Source organism: Pseudomonas sp. JUb42 (assembly GCF_024807945.1).
In the GTDB taxonomy this organism is placed as follows: Bacteria; Pseudomonadota; Gammaproteobacteria; order Pseudomonadales; family Pseudomonadaceae; genus Aquipseudomonas.
Window position 1 is genome coordinate 253,115 of record NZ_JANUFD010000007.1, and the last position, 16,110, is coordinate 269,224.

Below are 16,110 nucleotides of genomic sequence, written 5' to 3' on the forward strand. Positions count from 1 at the left end.
ATTCTTGCAGCTTGAAGCTTATAGCTTGAAGCTGCCCGTAGAGGTTCCAGAGTATGGCCGAACGTCTGAGTAACGACTTCCAGTTCATCGAAGTCGGACGTAAAGATCCGAAGAAAAAGCTGCTGCGTCAGCGCAAGAAAGAGTTCGTGGAGATCTACGAACCGTTCAAGCCCCAGCAGTCCGCCGACCAGGCCCACCGTTGCCTGGGCTGCGGTAACCCGTATTGCGAATGGAAGTGCCCGGTGCACAACTTCATTCCCAACTGGCTCAAGCTGGTGTCCGAGGGCAATATCCTCGCCGCCGCCGAGCTGTCCCACCAGACCAACACCCTGCCGGAAGTCTGCGGCCGGGTCTGCCCGCAGGATCGTCTGTGCGAGGGTGCCTGCACCCTGAATGACGGTTTTGGCGCGGTGACCATCGGTTCGGTGGAGAAGTACATCACGGATACCGCGTTCGCCATGGGCTGGCGTCCGGACATGTCCAAGGTCGTGCCGACCGGTAAGCGCGTCGCCATTATCGGTGCCGGTCCTGCTGGCCTGGGCTGCGCTGACGTACTGGTACGTGGCGGCGTGACCCCGGTGGTGTTCGACAAGAACCCGGAAATCGGTGGCCTGCTGACCTTCGGTATTCCCGAGTTCAAGCTGGAAAAAACCGTGCTGAGCCATCGCCGTGAAGTCTTCACCGGCATGGGTATCGAGTTCCGCCTCAATACCGAAGTCGGCAAGGACATCAGCGTCGAGCAACTGCTCGCCGAATACGATGCCGTGTTCATGGGCATGGGTACCTACACCTACATGAAAGGCGGCTTTGCCGGTGAAGAATTGCCGGGCGTGCACGATGCCCTGGATTTCCTCATTGCCAACGTCAACCGCAACCTGGGCTTCGAAAAGTCGGCGGACGATTTCGTCGACATGAAAGGCAAGAAGGTCGTGGTCCTGGGTGGCGGCGACACGGCGATGGACTGCAACCGTACCTCGATCCGCCAGGGCGCCAAGTCGGTGACCTGCGCCTATCGTCGCGACGAAGAAAACATGCCGGGCTCGCGCAAGGAAGTGAAGAACGCCAAGGAAGAAGGGGTGAAATTCCTCTACAACCGCCAGCCTATCGCCATTGTCGGTGACGGCAAGGTCGAAGGCGTCAAAGTGGTCGAGACTCGCCTGGGCGAGCCCGATGCCCGTGGCCGTCGCAGCCCCGAGCCGATCCCCGGTTCCGAAGAGATCATCCCGGCCGACGCCGTGGTCATCGCTTTCGGTTTCCGTCCAAGCCCGGCGTCATGGTTCGAGCAGTACAGCATCGAAACCGACAGCCAGGGCCGCGTGATCGCCCCAGAGCAATCGCAGTTCAAGCACCAAACCAGCAACCCGAAAATCTTCGCCGGTGGCGATATGGTTCGCGGTTCTGACCTAGTAGTGACCGCGATCTTCGAAGGCCGTAATGCGGCTGAGGGGATTCTGGATTATCTGGGCGTGTAAACACGCCAGCTGCAAGCTACAAGCTACAAGCTTCGAGCTGACTCGGTTCGCTTGTGCTTGCCGCTTGAAGCTTGTAGCTAATCGCTGTTTTATTGATAAAAGGCACGGTACTTACCGTGCCTTTTGCGTCGCGCTCTGAGAAAATGCCCGCACTTTTTTTCCGGATGCCGACATGACTGCCCTGAAGAACGATCGTTTCCTTCGCGCCCTGCTCAAGCAGCCCGTTGACGTCACGCCGGTATGGATGATGCGCCAGGCCGGTCGTTACCTGCCGGAATACCGCGCCAGCCGTGCCCAGGCCGGCGACTTCATGAGCCTGTGCAAGAACCCGGAGTTCGCCTGCGAAGTTACGTTGCAGCCGCTGGATCGTTACCCGCTGGACGCCGCCATCCTCTTTTCCGACATCCTCACCGTGCCTGACGCCATGGGTCTGGGGCTGTATTTCGAGACCGGCGAAGGTCCGCGCTTCAAGAAAACCGTCAGCACCATGGCCGACATCGAGGCCCTGCCGATCCCTGATCCGCAAAAGGACCTGGGCTACGTCATGGACGCAGTCAGCACCATTCGCCGTGAACTCAATGGCCGCGTGCCGTTGATCGGCTTCGCTGGCAGCCCGTGGACACTGGCTACCTATATGGTCGAAGGCGGTTCGTCGAAAGACTTCCGCAAATCCAAGGCAATGCTCTACGACAATCCGCAAGCCATGCACCTGTTGCTGGACAAGCTGGCGCAATCGGTCACGGCTTATCTCAATGGCCAGATTCTTGCCGGTGCGCAGGCGGTGCAGATTTTCGATAGCTGGGGCGGCAGCCTGTCGTCGGCGGCCTATCAGGAATTTTCACTGGCTTACATGCGCAAGATCGTCAGCGGCCTGATCCGCGAGCATGACGGCCGCAAAGTACCGGTCATCCTGTTCACCAAAGGCGGCGGTCTTTGGCTGGAGAGCATTGCCGATGCCGGTGCCGACGCCCTGGGCCTGGACTGGACCTGCGACATCGGCCAGGCCCGCCAGCGCGTGGGTGCGAAGGTCTCGCTGCAAGGCAACATGGACCCGACGGTGCTCTACGCCAATCCGACCGCTATCCGCCAGGAAGTCGCGCGCATCCTCGCCAGCTACGGCAGCGGCACCGGCCACGTCTTCAACCTCGGCCACGGCATCACCCCGGAAGTCGACCCGGCCAATGCGGGCGTCTTTATCGAAGCGGTGCATGAGTTGTCGGCGCAGTATCACCAGTAAGCTATTGCACGGATGAGTAGGAGCTGCCGAAGGCTGCGAACAGGATGCAGGATCTGTTCGCAGTCTTCGGCAGCTCTTACAGGTTAAATCTGTGTATTGACCTGCAACGGCGGCAGCTTCGCCAGACGCAACGCCACCACCAACGCCACCACCAGCAATGCACCGATAAACACGCCGATGCCATGCCAGCCCGCGTAGTGCCAGAACACCCCGCCGCCCGTACCCGCCACGCTTGACCCCACGTAGTAGCTGAACAGATACAGCGACGACGCCTGCCCCTTGGCTTTGACCGCGCGGCGGCCGATCCAGCTGCTGGCCACCGAGTGGGCGCCGAAGAAGCCGAAGGTGAAGATCAGTACCCCAACGATCACCACGGCCAGCGGCGTGAAAACGCTCAGGGCGACGCCGATCAACATCATCACGATCAACGCCCACAGCACCTTGCGTCGGCCCAGCCGATCAGCAAGGGCACCGGCTTTTGCCGAGCTGTAGATGCCCGACAGGTAGACGATGGAGAACAGGCCGACCACCGCCTGGCTCAGGTTGTAGGGATCGGCCAGCAGGCGATAACCGATGTAATTGAACATGGTCACGAACGAACCCATCAGCAGGAAGCCGATCAGGAACAGCAGCGGCAGACCGGCATCGCGAAACTGCACGACAAAACCATCGAGCAGGCTGCGCGGATGCAGGGAGCGTGCGCGAAAGTTGCGCGACTCGGGCAGGATCTTCCAGAACACCCCGGCTGCGACGAGGGCAATCAGGCCCATGACCGCCAGTGCCATATGCCAGCTGACGTAGTCGCTGAGCACCCCGGTAATCAGCCGTCCGCTCATGCCGCCAATGGCGTTGCCGCCAATGTACAAGCCCATGGCCAGGCCGATATGTTGCGGGTGGATCTCTTCGCTGAGGTAAGTCATACCCACGGCGGCCAGGCCGCTAAGCGAAAGCCCGATCAACGCCCGGGTGATCAACACGCCCTCCCAGGTCGGCATAAAGGCGCTGGCAATAGTGAACAACGCGGCGGAAAACAGCGAAAAGACCATCACCGACTTGCGCCCCAGTCGATCGGAAATCGGCCCGGTGATCAACAGACCCAAGGCCATCATGGCGGTGGAAACAGAGAGGATCAGGCTGCTTTGCGCCGCGTTGATCGAGAACTCACGAGACAGCACCGGCATCATCGGTTGCACGCAGTAGAGCAGGGCGAAGGTGGCAAAGCCGCCGGAAAACAGCGCCAGTACCGTGCGCATGAAAGCGGGGGTGTCTTTCTCGATATAGGTATCGCCCAAGGGAATCGCTGACTCGACCTGGACGGTCTCTTCGGCAGGCAGGGCAGGGGCAACAGCAGTTCTCACGGTGGACCTCGGAGTGGTCGGGGACGGCGATGAGTAAAGAATATAGCTGCCTAATGATTCCTTCCAATATATTATTCGACCTGTTTGATAGGTTTAACGACCTAATAGCCGGGCCGGTAGGAGCGAGGCTTGCCCGCGAAAGCGATAGGTCAGGTGCAGAAGATGTGTCGACTGTACTGGCCTCTTCGCGGGCAAGCCTCGCTCCTACCTAAAGCGAATTTAAGGAAGGCCCATGGAACTCCGTCACCTGCGTTACTTCATCGCTGTCGCCGAAGAGCTTCACTTCGGCCGCGCCGCACAGCTGCTGGGTATTTCCCAGCCGCCACTGAGCCAACAAATCCAGGCACTGGAACAGGAACTGGGCGTACGGCTGTTCGAACGCACCAATCGTCGGGTCGAGCTCAGCGAGGCGGGGCGGTTGTTCCTGGTCGAGGCTCGTCTGGTACTGGCACAGGTGGACAAGGCGGCGGATGTGGCGCGGCGGGCGCAGTCGGGAGAGATCGGCGAGCTGAAGATCGGCTTCACCGCATCTGCGCCGTTCACCTCGCGTATTCCCCAGGCGATTTTTGCCTTTCGCCAACGCTTCCCGGATGTGCACCTGGCCCTGCAGGAAATGAGCAGCCGCGAAGTGGCCGAGGGGCTGGAAGACCAGTCGATGCAGGTCGGCATCATGCGCCCGCTGCCGCTGCCGGACACGCTGGTGGCGGTGGAGCTGTTCCGTGAGCCGTTGGTGGCCGTGTTGCGTACCGATCACCTGCTGGCGAAAAACGGTGGCGAGGGGTTGTATCTGGAAGCACTGGCGGCCGAGCCTTTTGTGTTCTTCCCGCGCTCTTATGGCAGCGGGCTGCGCGCGCAGTTGCTCGATTTGGCCCGACAGGCCGGTTTCACGCCATTGTTCGCTCAGGAGGCTGTCGAAGCCATGACCTTGATCGGCCTGGTCGCCGCAGGTCTGGGAGTAACGGTATTGCCCGCGTCTTATCAACGCATGCGCATCGACGGTGTGGTCTACCGGACCTTGCTTGACCCGGACGCCACCAGCGCGGTGTGGCTGGTGCAGCGCAAGGATCAGCAGTCACCCAGGGCCAGGGCGTTTGTTGAGTTGGTTACGCAGCGTGCCCAGTAGCAGTTGCTGGAGGAGCCCTGTGTGGGAGCGGATTCATCCGCGAAGGCGGTGTTTCGGGCGATAGAGATGTATTCGCGAATGAATTCGCTCCCACAATTCGCTCCCACAGAGTTCAGTTCTAAAGCATTCGCTTGCGCAGGGAGTGGATCAGTTGACCTTACTAAGATCGCCCTTCAACGCCACACCCGCCATGATCGCGCCCGCATGGCACTCATAGGTCGACGGGTCTTTGCGTTCTACTGACTTGTAGAAGCTGACGATATTGGTCACGGCGTTGGCGTTTACTTTCTTCGCCGCTTCCTGCAGTTGCAGGATGGCCGATTGCACGACCCAGTTGCAGGCTTCAGGGTCTGTCTTGTTAAAGGCGTTGGTTTTCTTGTTGGTCACGGCGCCCGGACTGATGACAGTGATTTTGCCCTTGGGCTGTACGCCCGCCAGGTAGAACTTCACGCTGCCGTCGATTTTGCCCTCTTGGGTCATTTGCGCGATGACGGCGTCAAATGGCAGGTAGTGCGTCGTGTCGCGGGCCTGACTGACCGCAGGCAGTGCAGACAGGGTGATGGCCGCAGCAGCGATCCAGGACTTCAATTTCATAGTGTCTCTCCTTGGTGAATAACGGCTCAGGACCAGCGTCGGAAGATCAGCGATGTATTGACACCGCCGAACGCGAAATTGTTGTTCATCACGTATTCGTGACTCATCTGCCGGGGTTCGCCGCGCAGGTAGTCCAGCTCGCCGCACTGCGGGTCGACCTGATCCAGATTGAGGGTGTGGATGTAGCGGTCGCGATTGAGCATTTCGATGCAGAACCATGACTCCAGGGCACCGCAGGCGCCGAGGGTGTGGCCGAGAAAGCTCTTCTGCGAGCTGATTGGCATGCGCGGGCCGAACAGGCTGCTGGTGGCCAAGGTTTCGGCGATATCGCCCTGTTCCGTGGCAGTGCCGTGGCCGTTCACGTAACCGATGGCTTGCGGCGGCAGGTTGGCATCTTCCAGGGCCAGCTCCATGGCGCGACGCATGGTCACCTGTTCCGGGCGGGTGCTGTGGGCGCCGTCGGCGTTGCTGCCAAAGCCGACCAGCTCGGCATGGATATGCGCGCCGCGGGCCAGGGCGTGTTCCAGTTCTTCCAGGACCAGCATGCCGCCGCCTTCGCCGATCACCAGGCCATCGCGGCCGCTGTCATAAGGGCGCGGGCTGGTCTGGGGCGCATCGTTCTTCAGGCTGGTGGCGTACAGCGCGTCGAAGACCATGGCTTCGGTCGGGCACAGCTCTTCTGCGCCGCCTGCGAGCATCAGCGGCAGGCGACCGAACTTGATCGACTCGTAGGCGTAGCCGATGCCCTGGCTGCCACTGGTGCAGGCACTGGAGGTGGGAATCAGGCGCCCGGTCAGGCCGAAGAAGATGCTGATATTGGCCGCCGTGGTGTGGGGCATCATGCGCACATAGGAGTTGGCGTTGAGGCCCACCGCCACCGAGTTGAGCAGCATATTGCCGAAGGCCTTGATCTCGTCGGTACTGCCGGTGGACGAACCGCAGGCGGTGCCCATGCGGCCATCGCGGATGATCGGGTCGTTGAGCAGGCCGGCGTCGATCAGCGCCATTTCCGATGCGCCCACGGCGAACCGCGATACCCGGCCCATGCTGCGTAGCTGCTTGCGCGTCCAGTGCGCGGGCACGGCGTAATCATCGATGGGACCGGCCAGGCGGGTGTTCAATTCGGTGAAGCGGTCCCACTCGTCCATGCGGCGGATACCGCTGCGGTTGGCGTTGAAGTGGGCTTCGATACTGGCCCAGTCGCTGCCCAGTGAAGTGATACCGGCCATGCCGGTGACGACCACACGTTTCATCAGCACAGGCCTCCGTTGACGGCCAGGACCTGGCGGGTGATATAGGCCGCCTCTGCGGACATGAGGAAATTCACCGCCCCGGCGACTTCTTCCGCTGTGCCCATGCGCTGTGCGGGGATCATTTTCATCAATTCGTCTACCGGTACGTTTTCGTCGAGCATGGCGGTATCGATCAGCCCCGGTGCCACGCAGTTGACGGTGATCTTGCGCTTGCCCAGTTCGATGGCCAGGGCCTTGGCCGCGCCTATCACCCCGGCCTTGGAAGCGCTGTAATTGACCTGGCCGCGGTTGCCGATCAGCCCCGAGACCGAGGTGATGCAGACGATGCGCCCGGCTGCGCGACGGCGAATCATCGGCATCATTACCGGATGCAGGACGTTGTAGAAGCCGTCGAGGTTGGTTCTGAGCACTACGTCCCAGTCATCGTCGCTCAGCGCCGGGAAGGCGCCGTCGCGGGTCAGACCGGCGTTGAGTACCACGCCATAGTAGGCGCCGTGAGTTTCCACGTCCTGTTCGAGAATGCTTTTGCAGGCCTCACGGTCGGCGACGTCGAATTGCAGAATGCGCGCCTGACGGCCGAGGGCGATGACTTCGGCCTGCACGGCTTCGGCTTCGCTGCGGCCACTACGGCAATGCAGAATCAGGTCAAAACCTGCCTTGGCCAGGCGCAGGGCGATGGCGCGGCCTATGCCACGGCTGGAGCCGGTGACCAGTATCGAGTCAGTCATGTGCGGGCTCCTTCGTTGAGGTATTCGGCGGCATGGGGTGGACGATAAACGTTGAGGCGGGCAAAGGCTTCGATGCCCGGCCCCGTGAGACGGCATTCGAACACGCCCATGCCGTTGTCGTCCTGCAGGGAGCGCAGGGCGTGGATCTGCAAAAGGCTGCCGGCAGCAAACTGCTCGACGTTGCATTCGAACTTGCGGCTGCCGAGCAGAAAGCCCAGCTCCACCGCTTCACCGCGTACGCGGGCCTGACAACCGGCATAAGCGGCGACGCTTTGGGCCATGAGTTCGACCCCGACCCACGCGGGCATGGCACCGTTGGCCAGGTTGAACAGGCCACCGGGGGTGACGGTCAAGCGGGTGTGGATCTGTTCTTCATCGAACGCCACGACCTCATCGATCAGGATCATGTCGCCGGCATGGGGCAGCAGTTCGGCGAGCGGCCAGTCGATCATGGGGCGTCTCCGATAATCAGGCTGATGTTATTGCCGCCGAAGGCAAACGAATTGCTCATCAGGTAGCGGGAAGAGGCCGGAGCAAGCCGCGTGTCTGCGGTGGCCCAATTCAGGGCAGGCAGCGCAGGGTCGGGCTGGCCGTCCCAGAGATGCGGCGGCAGCACCTGTGCGGTGTTATCCGCCGCCAGGCTCAGCCAGCAGAACGCCGCTTCCAGTGCACCGGCTGCGCCGAGGGTGTGGCCGGTGAGAGGCTTGGTCGACGAACAGGGCACGCCGTCGGGGAAGATGGCGTTCACGGCCAGGCTTTCCATGGCATCGTTATGACTGGTCGCGGTGCCGTGCAGGTTCAGGTAGCCGATCTGCCCGGGCTTTATGCCCGCGTTATCCAGAGCCTGTTGCATGGCCTGTTGCGCGCCACGGCCGTTGGGCTCGGGCGCGGAGATATGGTGCGCGTCGCAACTGGCACCGGCACCGAGCAGGGCAATCGAATGTTCGGCGCTTGGCTCGCGGGTCATCAGGAACAGCACGGCAGCTTCGCCGATATTGATGCCGTCGCGGTTCTGCGAGAACGGATTGCAGCGCTGCGCGGATACGGCTTCCAGGGAACAAAAACCGTTCAGCGTGAGTTTGCACAGGGTATCCACGCCGCCGCACAACACCGCGTCACACAGGCCCATGTCCAAGGCCCGGCGGGCGCTGAGCAGAGCGCGGGCGCTGGAGGTGCAAGCGGTGGAGATCACATAGGCAGGCCCGCTCAGTTGCAGCCAGTCGGCGAGGAAGTTGGCCGGCGCGCTGAGCACTTGCTGCGGGTACTGGTAGTCAGCGGGAAACGCTTGCTCGCGCAGCCAGGTGGCAATACCCCGGCCGGCCTCGTCGATACCCGACGTGCTGGTGCCGAGGATCACGCCGATACGGTCGCGGCCGTAACGCCGGATCGCCTGCTCAATATCGCCGTCGATCTGCTGCGCCGCTGCCAGCAGCAGTTGATTGTTGCGACTCTGATGGGTGGCCATATCGGCTGGCAACGGCGGCAACTCGGCCTGCACCGCGCCTACCGGCAGGCTGCGCTCGGGCACCCAGCCGCTGGCCGCACACATGCCCGAATCGTCGGCGGCGAACAGCTTGCGCGCGACCTCGGCGCGGCCTTCACCCAAGGCGCAGATCAGGCCCACGGCATTGAGATAGGCGGTCATGGGGCGGTCTCGTTATTCAGCGGGCTGACACCATAACTCAATGCCGGGCTATCTTTGTCGGGCGTAACGTCGAGGTCGAAGACATTGGCGCTGTGGTATTCGACTGTCCAGCGCTCCTCTAAATGACGATGGGTGCCCTGGCGCTGCGCCTCGGGATAGTTATTGCGCAGCTCGGTATCGGGCGTCAGGGCAAACAGCAGCGCAGCGAACAATTCACGGGCTTCCGGGTTGGGCGGCAGCAGGCCGTCCGCTTGCCATTGACCATTGATCAGCAACAGGCGCGCCTGGGGAATGCCCAGCGGGTCCATCATCGACCAGCGCAGGCCCTGGGGTTCCTGCTGAATGATCAGCAGCCAGTCCTGGCGCTGCTCGCCTTGATGACGCTGGATATGCAATTGCAGCGGTGTTTGCAGGTGCGGCAGGATCGTCGGCAGCGGCGCCTGACTGGTTGCACAGGCACTCAACAGCAGGGCGCAGCACAGCAGCAAGGCGCGAATCATGGAACGGCCCCTTCGAGTGGCTTGCGAGCCACCACATTGACCAGTGTTTCTTCGCGCTGGCCGAACGGTTTGGGTTTACGCAGTTTCAAGCGCTCCAGCAGGCCGAAGTCCTTGGCCCGGCTCCACCACAGATAGGGGTAGGAGACGTTCTGCGGGCCGAAGGCAAAGCCCTGGTCGCGGATCATCTGCAAATATTGCTCGGCGCTTTTCTGCACATGCATCGGATGGCGGAAAAACCAGCGAATCACCCACGTATCGATGTAGGCCTCGGTGGATTCGGCGAACAGCAGATAACCGCCCGGCTTGAGCACGCGATAGAACTCGGCCAGGGCCTGTTCCTGCTCCACCAGATGATGGAAGGTCTGGTGGCAGAACAGCAGGTCAACACTGGCGTCGGGCAACTGCAGGGCTGCGCAGTCGCTGCCAATCAGTTCGATATCGATACCCTGAGCGCGGGCTTCGGCGCGACTCATGGTAAGGCTGTCCGGGTCGGCATCGACGCCCAGCAGGCGCGACGGCGCGAACACTTCACGCAGGCGGCGGAACGACTTGCCCTGGCCGCAACCGGCATCCAGCAACACCGGAGCGCTGGGCAATTCGCTGTCGAACAGGTTGCGCAGATCGTTGATCGCGACCCGCAGCACATGATGCTGCCAGGTGTGGCTGCGCAGGAACCACAGACCGAAGCGGGTTTCCTCGACGTAGCTCTCGCTCAGGAACGGGCCGCTCATGCCGCACCTCCGGCGCAGTGTTCGGCCAGCATGCGCAAGCGGCGCTTGGGTTCGCTGACGAAGGGGTTGCGTTCATCCCAGGCGTAACCGGCGAGGATCGAACTGATCATGCGGCGAATATCCTGGGTGCTGTCGGGGTAGAAAATCACGTCCTGGAAGCTGCCGTCGTACCAGCCTTCGACATAGGCGCGGAAGGTATCGACACCGCGTTTGAGGGGCACGGCGAACTCGCTTTGCCAGTTCACGGCCTCGCCCTGCAACTGACGATGCAACAGGCCGGCGGCCATGCTCGCCGAGCGCATGGCGATGGTCACGCCTGAGGAGAACACCGGGTCGAGAAACTCCGCAGCGTTGCCCAACAAGGCAAAGCCTGGGCCATGCAGGGTTTTGACGTTGGCCGAGTAGCCACCGATGGTCCGCGCCGGGGTATCCCATACGGCGTTTTCCAGCAGGCTGTTGAGGTTAGGTGTTTCAGCGACGAACTGGCGCAGGCAGGCGTCCAGATCGGCAGGCTTGTCCTTGAAGCGTTCGGCAGCGGCCACTACGCCCAGGGAGCAGCGGCCATTGCTGAACGGGATCGACCAGAACCACACATCGCGGTGCTCGGGGTGGATGCTGACGAGAATTTTTTCGCGGTCGAAGCGGCTGCTGTCGATGCGGTCTTCGATGTGGGTGAATACCGCCTGACGCACCGGGAAATTCGACGGTGCTTCCAGATCCAGCAAACGCGGCAGCACTCGGCCATAGCCGCTTGCATCGAGGACGAATTGCGCCTCGACGTTGTACTCGCTGCCATCCAGACGTCGTACGCTCAGCACGGGTTGGCTGGCGCTGAAGTCGGCGGCAATGATCTCTTGCTGATAGCGGATTTCCACGCCCTGCAACTCGGCCTGGTCGGCCAGCAGCTTGTCGAACTCGCCGCGCTGCACCTGAAAGGTAGTGGGCGTGCCCTGGCTGAAGGTGTCGCCGAAATCGAACGCGCTGTAATGATGCTTCCAGGCAAAGGCGGCGCCGTTCTTCTTCTGGAAACCGGCGGCGTTGACCGCATCGAGCATGCCGGCTTCTTCGACGAAGTCCAGGCAGTGGGACAGCAGGCTTTCACCGATGGAAAAGCGCGGAAACTGCTGGCGTTCGATGATCAACACATCGTGACCCTTGCGTTTGAGCAGGGCGGCAGCGATGGCCCCGGCCGGGCCTGCGCCGATCACGACGACCGGACGGCTTTCTCTATCCGGGTTTTGCCTGTCAGTTACGGGCACAAGATTTCCCTACCTGTTCGATTGAAATGACGGAAGACGGCGCCCGCCCCATGCCGGCCAGTGCGGGCAGCAGCGTGGCGGTCAGGCTCATCAGCATCAGCGCGAAGTACAGCGCCGGGCTGATCAGCTGTTGTTGCAGCAGCAGATTGAGGAAGACGATTTCACTCAATCCACGAATATTCAGCAGCAGGCTTTCGCGCCAGCGGCTGGCCCCGACGAACGACGGCGTGGCCCAGCGCAGACCCAGCCAGTTGCCGAGCATTTTACTGGCGATGGGCAGCAGGATCAGCACGGCCAGTTGCAGCCAGCCCAGCTCGGCCATGGCGCTGTGCAGGTCGATCTGGATGATGCCGAAGGTCAGGATCAGCGGGATCGCCATCAGGTTCTGCAGGCGTTGCAGCCATAGCGGATTGATCGGCGCGACCCACGGCTGTTTCAGGCCAGCCATGCACAGCAGGTAGCCGATGCCGAAGATCAACGCATTGAGCCGGTAATGCTCGGCCACTACCAGCAAGGCGAAGAAGGTCGCGCTGTAGAACACCGGTTGACGTATTTGCAGCAGGCGCAGCAGCAAGGGCGCGCAGGCGCCGAGCAGCGGCAGCAACAGACTGCTCAGGTGCAGGCTGCCCTGGGCCAGACCGAACAGGCTCCAGCAGGCCAGGTCGATAAGGATTGCAGTCTGCACCAGACGCTTGATGGCGCTGGGCGGATAGTCGATATGGCGCAGATACAGGTACAGCACCGGAATGGCAGTGATGGCGAAAACCAGACCGATGGCCAGTGAACTGAGCCAGGACTGTTGCGCCAGCAGCCATTGCGCACAGGCCAGTCCGGCGAGGAAGGGCACAACGAAGCTGGGCAGGGCGATTTTCAGGCTCTGGCGGTCCAGTTGCAGGTCGATCACATCGCTGAGAATGTGCCCCAGCACGATGGCAAAACTCAGGCCGTACAGGGTTTTCAGCCAGATCGGGCCGATCAGTTGCGCACCACTGAGCTGCCAGTTCGGCTCGACCCACAACAGCATCAACAAAGGCAGGCCCAGGCTCGCCAGCAGTAGCTGGCTGACGATGGGGATCAACCCCAGCCGCCGGCCCAGGCGTGTAGCCAGGGCGAACAGCAGCATTGTCATCAGCCAGAACAGCAGAATCATCATGGCAACGCCTCAGCTGTGTGCGCCAGCGGCTTGTGCGCTGCCCAGGGGGCGAGGATGAAACTGAATGCCAGGCCTAGGCTGACCGACAAGCCGAAGTTGCTGATGGCCGGGGTATTGGACACCGCCAGCAGGCCGAACGACAGCCAGGTGGTCAGTGCTGCCAGCAAGGTGCCCAACAGGCTGACGGCAGCGCCGCCCACTTGCTCGCGCATGAGGATCGCGTAATCGACGCTGATTGCTGTCACCAATAGCAGGCCGAACAGGCTGAACAGGGTCAACGGCTGGCCCATCCAGCCAAGACTGGCCAGGCTGCACAGAGCCGCCAGCAACGGCAGCGCGACGATGCGCAGGGCGCCGCCGAAGCCGAATGGCGCGATCAGCAGCAGGACGATCAATACGCAGGACAGCAGTTTCAATTCAGCGGCGCTGACCTGGGTCTTGGCGAACACGCTGTTCAGTTCGCCGAGCCGATCAACCAGCACCACGCCTTCAAGTCCCTCGGCCTGATTGCGCATCAGGGCTGCGTCATTGAGTCCTTGCAGGCTGATCATGCCGGCAACACCGTCATCAGTCGCGCCGAGCCACAGCGTGCGCCAGGGTTCACCCAAAGGCCCGGCCAGAACGCTGTCGATATCGGCGGGCGGCAGCGCCTGGAGCTTGTCCAGTTCGGCCTGCAAGGCATCGGCAGGTACGCCCAGATCCAATAGCGGCTGCCAGAACTCCGGCAGGCGTTTGAGGGCCAGGCGCGTAGCCTGTTGCTCAGCAGGCGAGGCCACGATCTGGTTGAGGGACAGATAGCCTTGCAGCTTGTCCAGGTCCACCAGTTGGTCAAGACGTTGGCCCAGCGCTGTTTCCCGTTCCAGCAACTGCTGCGCATCCTTGCCCCGCACCAGGAAAAACTGGCTGGTCGGCTGGAAACCGGTGATGCGCGCAATGCTTTGCGCTTCCTGGGTCAGTTGCGGCGGTGCGGAAATCCATTGGCGAATATCGTTGCGAGTGGTCAGGTGCCACAGGCCGCCGACGCAGAACAGCAACAGCAGCGCGAGCAGCCAGGGCGTGCCGATGTGTCGCAGCAGGGCTTCGCGACAGGCGAGCAAGCGCTGGCTCAGACGCAGAGGCCAGTCCGCCGGACGCAGTTCGACGTTGTTGAACAGCGCAGGCAACAGGCAGACGGCGGTCAGGTAGGCGCCGACCAGACCAGCAGCGGAAAACACCGCGATTTGTGTGAGCGCCGGAAAGGGCGTCCAGGCCAGGGCCAGGTAACCGATGCAACTGGTCGCCAGGCTCAGGCTCAGGCCGGGCAGGGTCACGCGCAAGGCGGGCCAGCTTTTCCACGGCTTGAGGGTCCAGCTTTTGGACAGATAATGCAGCGGGTAATCCACGGCCACACCGATCAGGCTGGAGCCCAGCACCAAGGTCATCACATGCATATGGCCGAACAGCGCCACGCAGGCCACGGCACCGAACAGCATGCCCACCAGCACCGGGACGAAGGCCAGCAATACGCGCCAGCGACGAAAGGCCAGCAGCAGCAAAAGCAGGATCCCCGCCGTGGCGCCGCCACCGACCCAGGTTATTTCCCGGGTGGCCTGGCGTTGGCCGTCGGCGGCATACAACAAGCCGCTGGCCGCGAGCATTTGGCCGTGACCTTGAGTGACCTGTTGGCGCGCGTTGTCTACCAGATCCGCGACCCGCAACGGCAGGTGCATATCGAAGGCATCACCCTGGGTGCGGGCGCGCAGCAATACCCAACTGATGCCGTCGCTATTGGCGATTAATGCGCCGCTGCCGATATCCGGTTGTACCGAGCCGTGCTTGGGCATGCCGTTTTGAATACGTCCGGTCAGGCCCAGCCAGTCATCCTGGCTCGGCACCAGGCTAAAGCCGCCGAAGGGATCGAAGAGGTTTTGTACGCGTTGCTGGATGAAAGCTTGTGGCTGTTCGATCAATTGCGTGCGCTCGGCGGCGGGCAACATCGCCAGACGCCCTTGCAGCAGTTGTGTGCGTAACGCGGGCACGTCGGCCTGCAAACTCCACTGGACCTTCTCGAACAGCCCGCTGGCCTGCCATTGTCCGGCCAGGGTTTGCGCCAGCTTGATCGCCTGTTCGCGATCGCTGTGGCCGACCAGCACCAGCATTTCCCGGTTAAGCGGTTCCTGCATGCGCTTTTCCGCGAGCAGTTCCAGAGCATCCGGGGCGGTGCCGGGCACCAGTTCCATGAGATTGGCTGACAGCGGCGCAGCCCCGCGCCATTGCCAGCCTGCGACGGCAAGCACCGCCAGCAGGATGATCAGAAACAGGCGCGGCAGCAGGCGTTCACTTGGCAAAGTCATTACGCTCCGCATCGCTCAGCGCCGGGACGCTCTGGCTGTCGAGCATCTTCAGTACGGTGCTGTCACCCTGGGTTTCCAGCAGCTCGATGCGCTGCACCAACGCACCGCCATCGATATTGATCTGCTTGAAGACCTGTTGCAGCAGCAGCGAACGCGGCGTCAGGGTCAATTGCCAGGCCTGGGCGTCGCCCTTGAGTTGCAGGTCGAAATCCCGTTGCAGGCCGCTGCTGTCGCCTTGCAGTACGGCCAGGAACAGACGGTTTTGTTCGGCCCCGGCGCTTTTGTTCGGCAGCAGTTGCCAGCTCTGCCCGTCACGGCGCGAGATGCCCGCCGCAACGATGCGGTAGTCCTGCTTGAGTGGGGTATCGAGCAGCCAGAGCAAGCCGAACTCCTTGGCCAGGACAAACCGGCCCTTGCTGACCAAGGGTTGCGGCAAGGCTCTCAGGTGTTTCTCCTGAATGAAGTTGCCGCGTACGACCACGGGCTTGGCCAGTTGCTCGCTTAGCTGTGGCAGGTCGAAAGCGTGGGCCAGGGGTGTCAGGGTGAGCAGGGCGAGGAGGCACAGAAAACGGCGCAGGATGTTTTTATGAAACAGCGCAAGACCTACTGAATCACCGGAACTCTGTGGGAGCGAATTCATTCGCGAAAGCGGTGTTTCAGACGATGAAGATGCGTCGTATGTACTGGCCTCTTCGCGAATGAATTCGCTCCCACTGAATTCGCT

At 62.0% G+C, this 16,110-nt stretch carries 15 protein-coding genes; 3 read left to right on the top strand and 12 right to left on the bottom strand.

Annotated elements, in window-relative coordinates; genetic code table 11:
- Positions 1-53 precede the first annotated feature (53 nt).
- Both M2401_RS16010 and hemE read left to right on the top strand, forming a co-directional pair.
- Positions 54-1,472 carry an FAD-dependent oxidoreductase gene (locus tag M2401_RS16010; RefSeq protein ID WP_259104297.1) on the top strand — a complete coding sequence of 473 codons (1,419 nt, stop codon included), beginning with the start codon at positions 54-56 and terminating at the stop codon, positions 1,470-1,472.
- Positions 1,473-1,644: 172 nt separating this feature from the next.
- Positions 1,645-2,709, top strand: coding sequence for a uroporphyrinogen decarboxylase (gene hemE, locus M2401_RS16015; RefSeq protein ID WP_259104298.1), 1,065 nt, complete (start codon positions 1,645-1,647; stop codon positions 2,707-2,709).
- An 83-nt stretch (positions 2,710-2,792) separates the two neighbouring features.
- Here hemE and M2401_RS16020 read toward each other — a convergent pair whose 3' ends face one another.
- A complete protein-coding gene (locus M2401_RS16020) occupies positions 2,793-3,962 on the bottom strand; it encodes an MFS transporter (RefSeq protein ID WP_409033938.1) in 1,170 nt (389 codons plus the stop codon).
- A 337-nt stretch (positions 3,963-4,299) separates the two neighbouring features.
- Between M2401_RS16020 and M2401_RS16025 the strand changes: the two genes are divergently transcribed.
- A complete protein-coding gene (locus M2401_RS16025) occupies positions 4,300-5,190 on the top strand; it encodes a LysR family transcriptional regulator (RefSeq protein WP_259104301.1) in 891 nt (296 codons plus the stop codon).
- 147 nt (positions 5,191-5,337) lie between these two features.
- On the opposite strand, the gene M2401_RS16030 is transcribed toward M2401_RS16025, so the two are convergent.
- Genes M2401_RS16030 through M2401_RS16080 form a run of 11 tightly spaced genes read right to left on the bottom strand, consistent with a single transcriptional unit; the run spans position 5,338 to position 16,026 of the window.
- Positions 5,338-5,784 (bottom strand): excinuclease, encoded by a 447-nt coding sequence (locus M2401_RS16030; protein WP_259104303.1) that lies wholly within the window; start codon positions 5,782-5,784, stop codon positions 5,338-5,340.
- Positions 5,785-5,810: 26 nt separating this feature from the next.
- Positions 5,811-7,037, bottom strand: coding sequence for a beta-ketoacyl-ACP synthase (locus M2401_RS16035; protein ID WP_259104304.1), 1,227 nt, complete (start codon positions 7,035-7,037; stop codon positions 5,811-5,813).
- Complete coding sequence (gene fabG, locus M2401_RS16040; protein ID WP_259104306.1) at positions 7,037-7,765, bottom strand: 3-oxoacyl-ACP reductase FabG; 729 nt, start codon at positions 7,763-7,765, stop codon at positions 7,037-7,039. Before fabG ends, M2401_RS16035 begins: the two co-directional genes overlap by 1 nt.
- On the bottom strand, positions 7,762-8,217 hold the full coding sequence (locus tag M2401_RS16045) for a hotdog family protein (RefSeq protein WP_259104307.1): 456 nt from the start codon (positions 8,215-8,217) through the stop codon (positions 7,762-7,764). Before M2401_RS16045 ends, fabG begins: the two co-directional genes overlap by 4 nt.
- The gene (locus M2401_RS16050) at positions 8,214-9,410 is read right to left on the bottom strand and encodes a beta-ketoacyl-[acyl-carrier-protein] synthase family protein (protein ID WP_259104309.1); all 1,197 of its coding nucleotides are present in this window, start codon (positions 9,408-9,410) and stop codon (positions 8,214-8,216) included. The genes M2401_RS16045 and M2401_RS16050 overlap by 4 nt, the downstream gene beginning before the upstream one ends.
- Positions 9,407-9,910, bottom strand: a complete 504-nt coding sequence (locus M2401_RS16055) for a DUF3261 domain-containing protein (RefSeq protein WP_259104311.1) — start codon at positions 9,908-9,910, stop codon at positions 9,407-9,409. The genes M2401_RS16050 and M2401_RS16055 overlap by 4 nt, the downstream gene beginning before the upstream one ends.
- Positions 9,907-10,641, bottom strand: a complete 735-nt coding sequence (locus tag M2401_RS16060; RefSeq protein ID WP_259104312.1) for a class I SAM-dependent methyltransferase — start codon at positions 10,639-10,641, stop codon at positions 9,907-9,909. The genes M2401_RS16055 and M2401_RS16060 overlap by 4 nt, the downstream gene beginning before the upstream one ends.
- The gene (locus M2401_RS16065; protein ID WP_259104314.1) at positions 10,638-11,900 is read right to left on the bottom strand and encodes an NAD(P)/FAD-dependent oxidoreductase; all 1,263 of its coding nucleotides are present in this window, start codon (positions 11,898-11,900) and stop codon (positions 10,638-10,640) included. The genes M2401_RS16060 and M2401_RS16065 overlap by 4 nt, the downstream gene beginning before the upstream one ends.
- Positions 11,887-13,053, bottom strand: coding sequence for a sodium:proton antiporter (locus M2401_RS16070; protein WP_259104315.1), 1,167 nt, complete (start codon positions 13,051-13,053; stop codon positions 11,887-11,889). The genes M2401_RS16065 and M2401_RS16070 overlap by 14 nt, the downstream gene beginning before the upstream one ends.
- The gene (locus tag M2401_RS16075) at positions 13,050-15,380 is read right to left on the bottom strand and encodes an MMPL family transporter (protein ID WP_259104483.1); all 2,331 of its coding nucleotides are present in this window, start codon (positions 15,378-15,380) and stop codon (positions 13,050-13,052) included. The genes M2401_RS16070 and M2401_RS16075 overlap by 4 nt, the downstream gene beginning before the upstream one ends.
- Entirely contained in the window at positions 15,370-16,026 is a 657-nt protein-coding gene (locus M2401_RS16080) for an outer membrane lipoprotein carrier protein LolA (RefSeq protein WP_259104316.1), read from the bottom strand. Before M2401_RS16080 ends, M2401_RS16075 begins: the two co-directional genes overlap by 11 nt.
- Positions 16,027-16,110: the final 84 nt, after the last annotated feature.

Bases quoted from the DNA above. Each gene is read 5' to 3' on its own strand.
- M2401_RS16045 (WP_259104307.1), bottom strand. From the start codon at position 8,217: ATGATCGACTGGCCGCTCGCCGAACTGCTGCCCCATGCCGGCGACATG.
- M2401_RS16030 (WP_259104303.1), bottom strand. From the start codon at position 5,784: ATGAAATTGAAGTCCTGGATCGCTGCTGCGGCCATCACCCTGTCTGCA.
- M2401_RS16055 (WP_259104311.1), bottom strand. From the start codon at position 9,910: ATGATTCGCGCCTTGCTGCTGTGCTGCGCCCTGCTGTTGAGTGCCTGT.
- hemE (WP_259104298.1), top strand. From the start codon at position 1,645: ATGACTGCCCTGAAGAACGATCGTTTCCTTCGCGCCCTGCTCAAGCAG.
- M2401_RS16080 (WP_259104316.1), bottom strand. From the start codon at position 16,026: ATGAATTCGCTCCCACAGAGTTCCGGTGATTCAGTAGGTCTTGCGCTG.
- M2401_RS16020 (WP_409033938.1), bottom strand. From the start codon at position 3,962: ATGCGCACGGTACTGGCGCTGTTTTCCGGCGGCTTTGCCACCTTCGCC.
- M2401_RS16060 (WP_259104312.1), bottom strand. From the start codon at position 10,641: ATGAGCGGCCCGTTCCTGAGCGAGAGCTACGTCGAGGAAACCCGCTTC.
- fabG (WP_259104306.1), bottom strand. From the start codon at position 7,765: ATGACTGACTCGATACTGGTCACCGGCTCCAGCCGTGGCATAGGCCGC.
- M2401_RS16035 (WP_259104304.1), bottom strand. From the start codon at position 7,037: ATGAAACGTGTGGTCGTCACCGGCATGGCCGGTATCACTTCACTGGGC.
- M2401_RS16025 (WP_259104301.1), top strand. From the start codon at position 4,300: ATGGAACTCCGTCACCTGCGTTACTTCATCGCTGTCGCCGAAGAGCTT.
- M2401_RS16050 (WP_259104309.1), bottom strand. From the start codon at position 9,410: ATGACCGCCTATCTCAATGCCGTGGGCCTGATCTGCGCCTTGGGTGAA.
- M2401_RS16070 (WP_259104315.1), bottom strand. From the start codon at position 13,053: ATGATGATTCTGCTGTTCTGGCTGATGACAATGCTGCTGTTCGCCCTG.
- M2401_RS16010 (WP_259104297.1), top strand. From the start codon at position 54: ATGGCCGAACGTCTGAGTAACGACTTCCAGTTCATCGAAGTCGGACGT.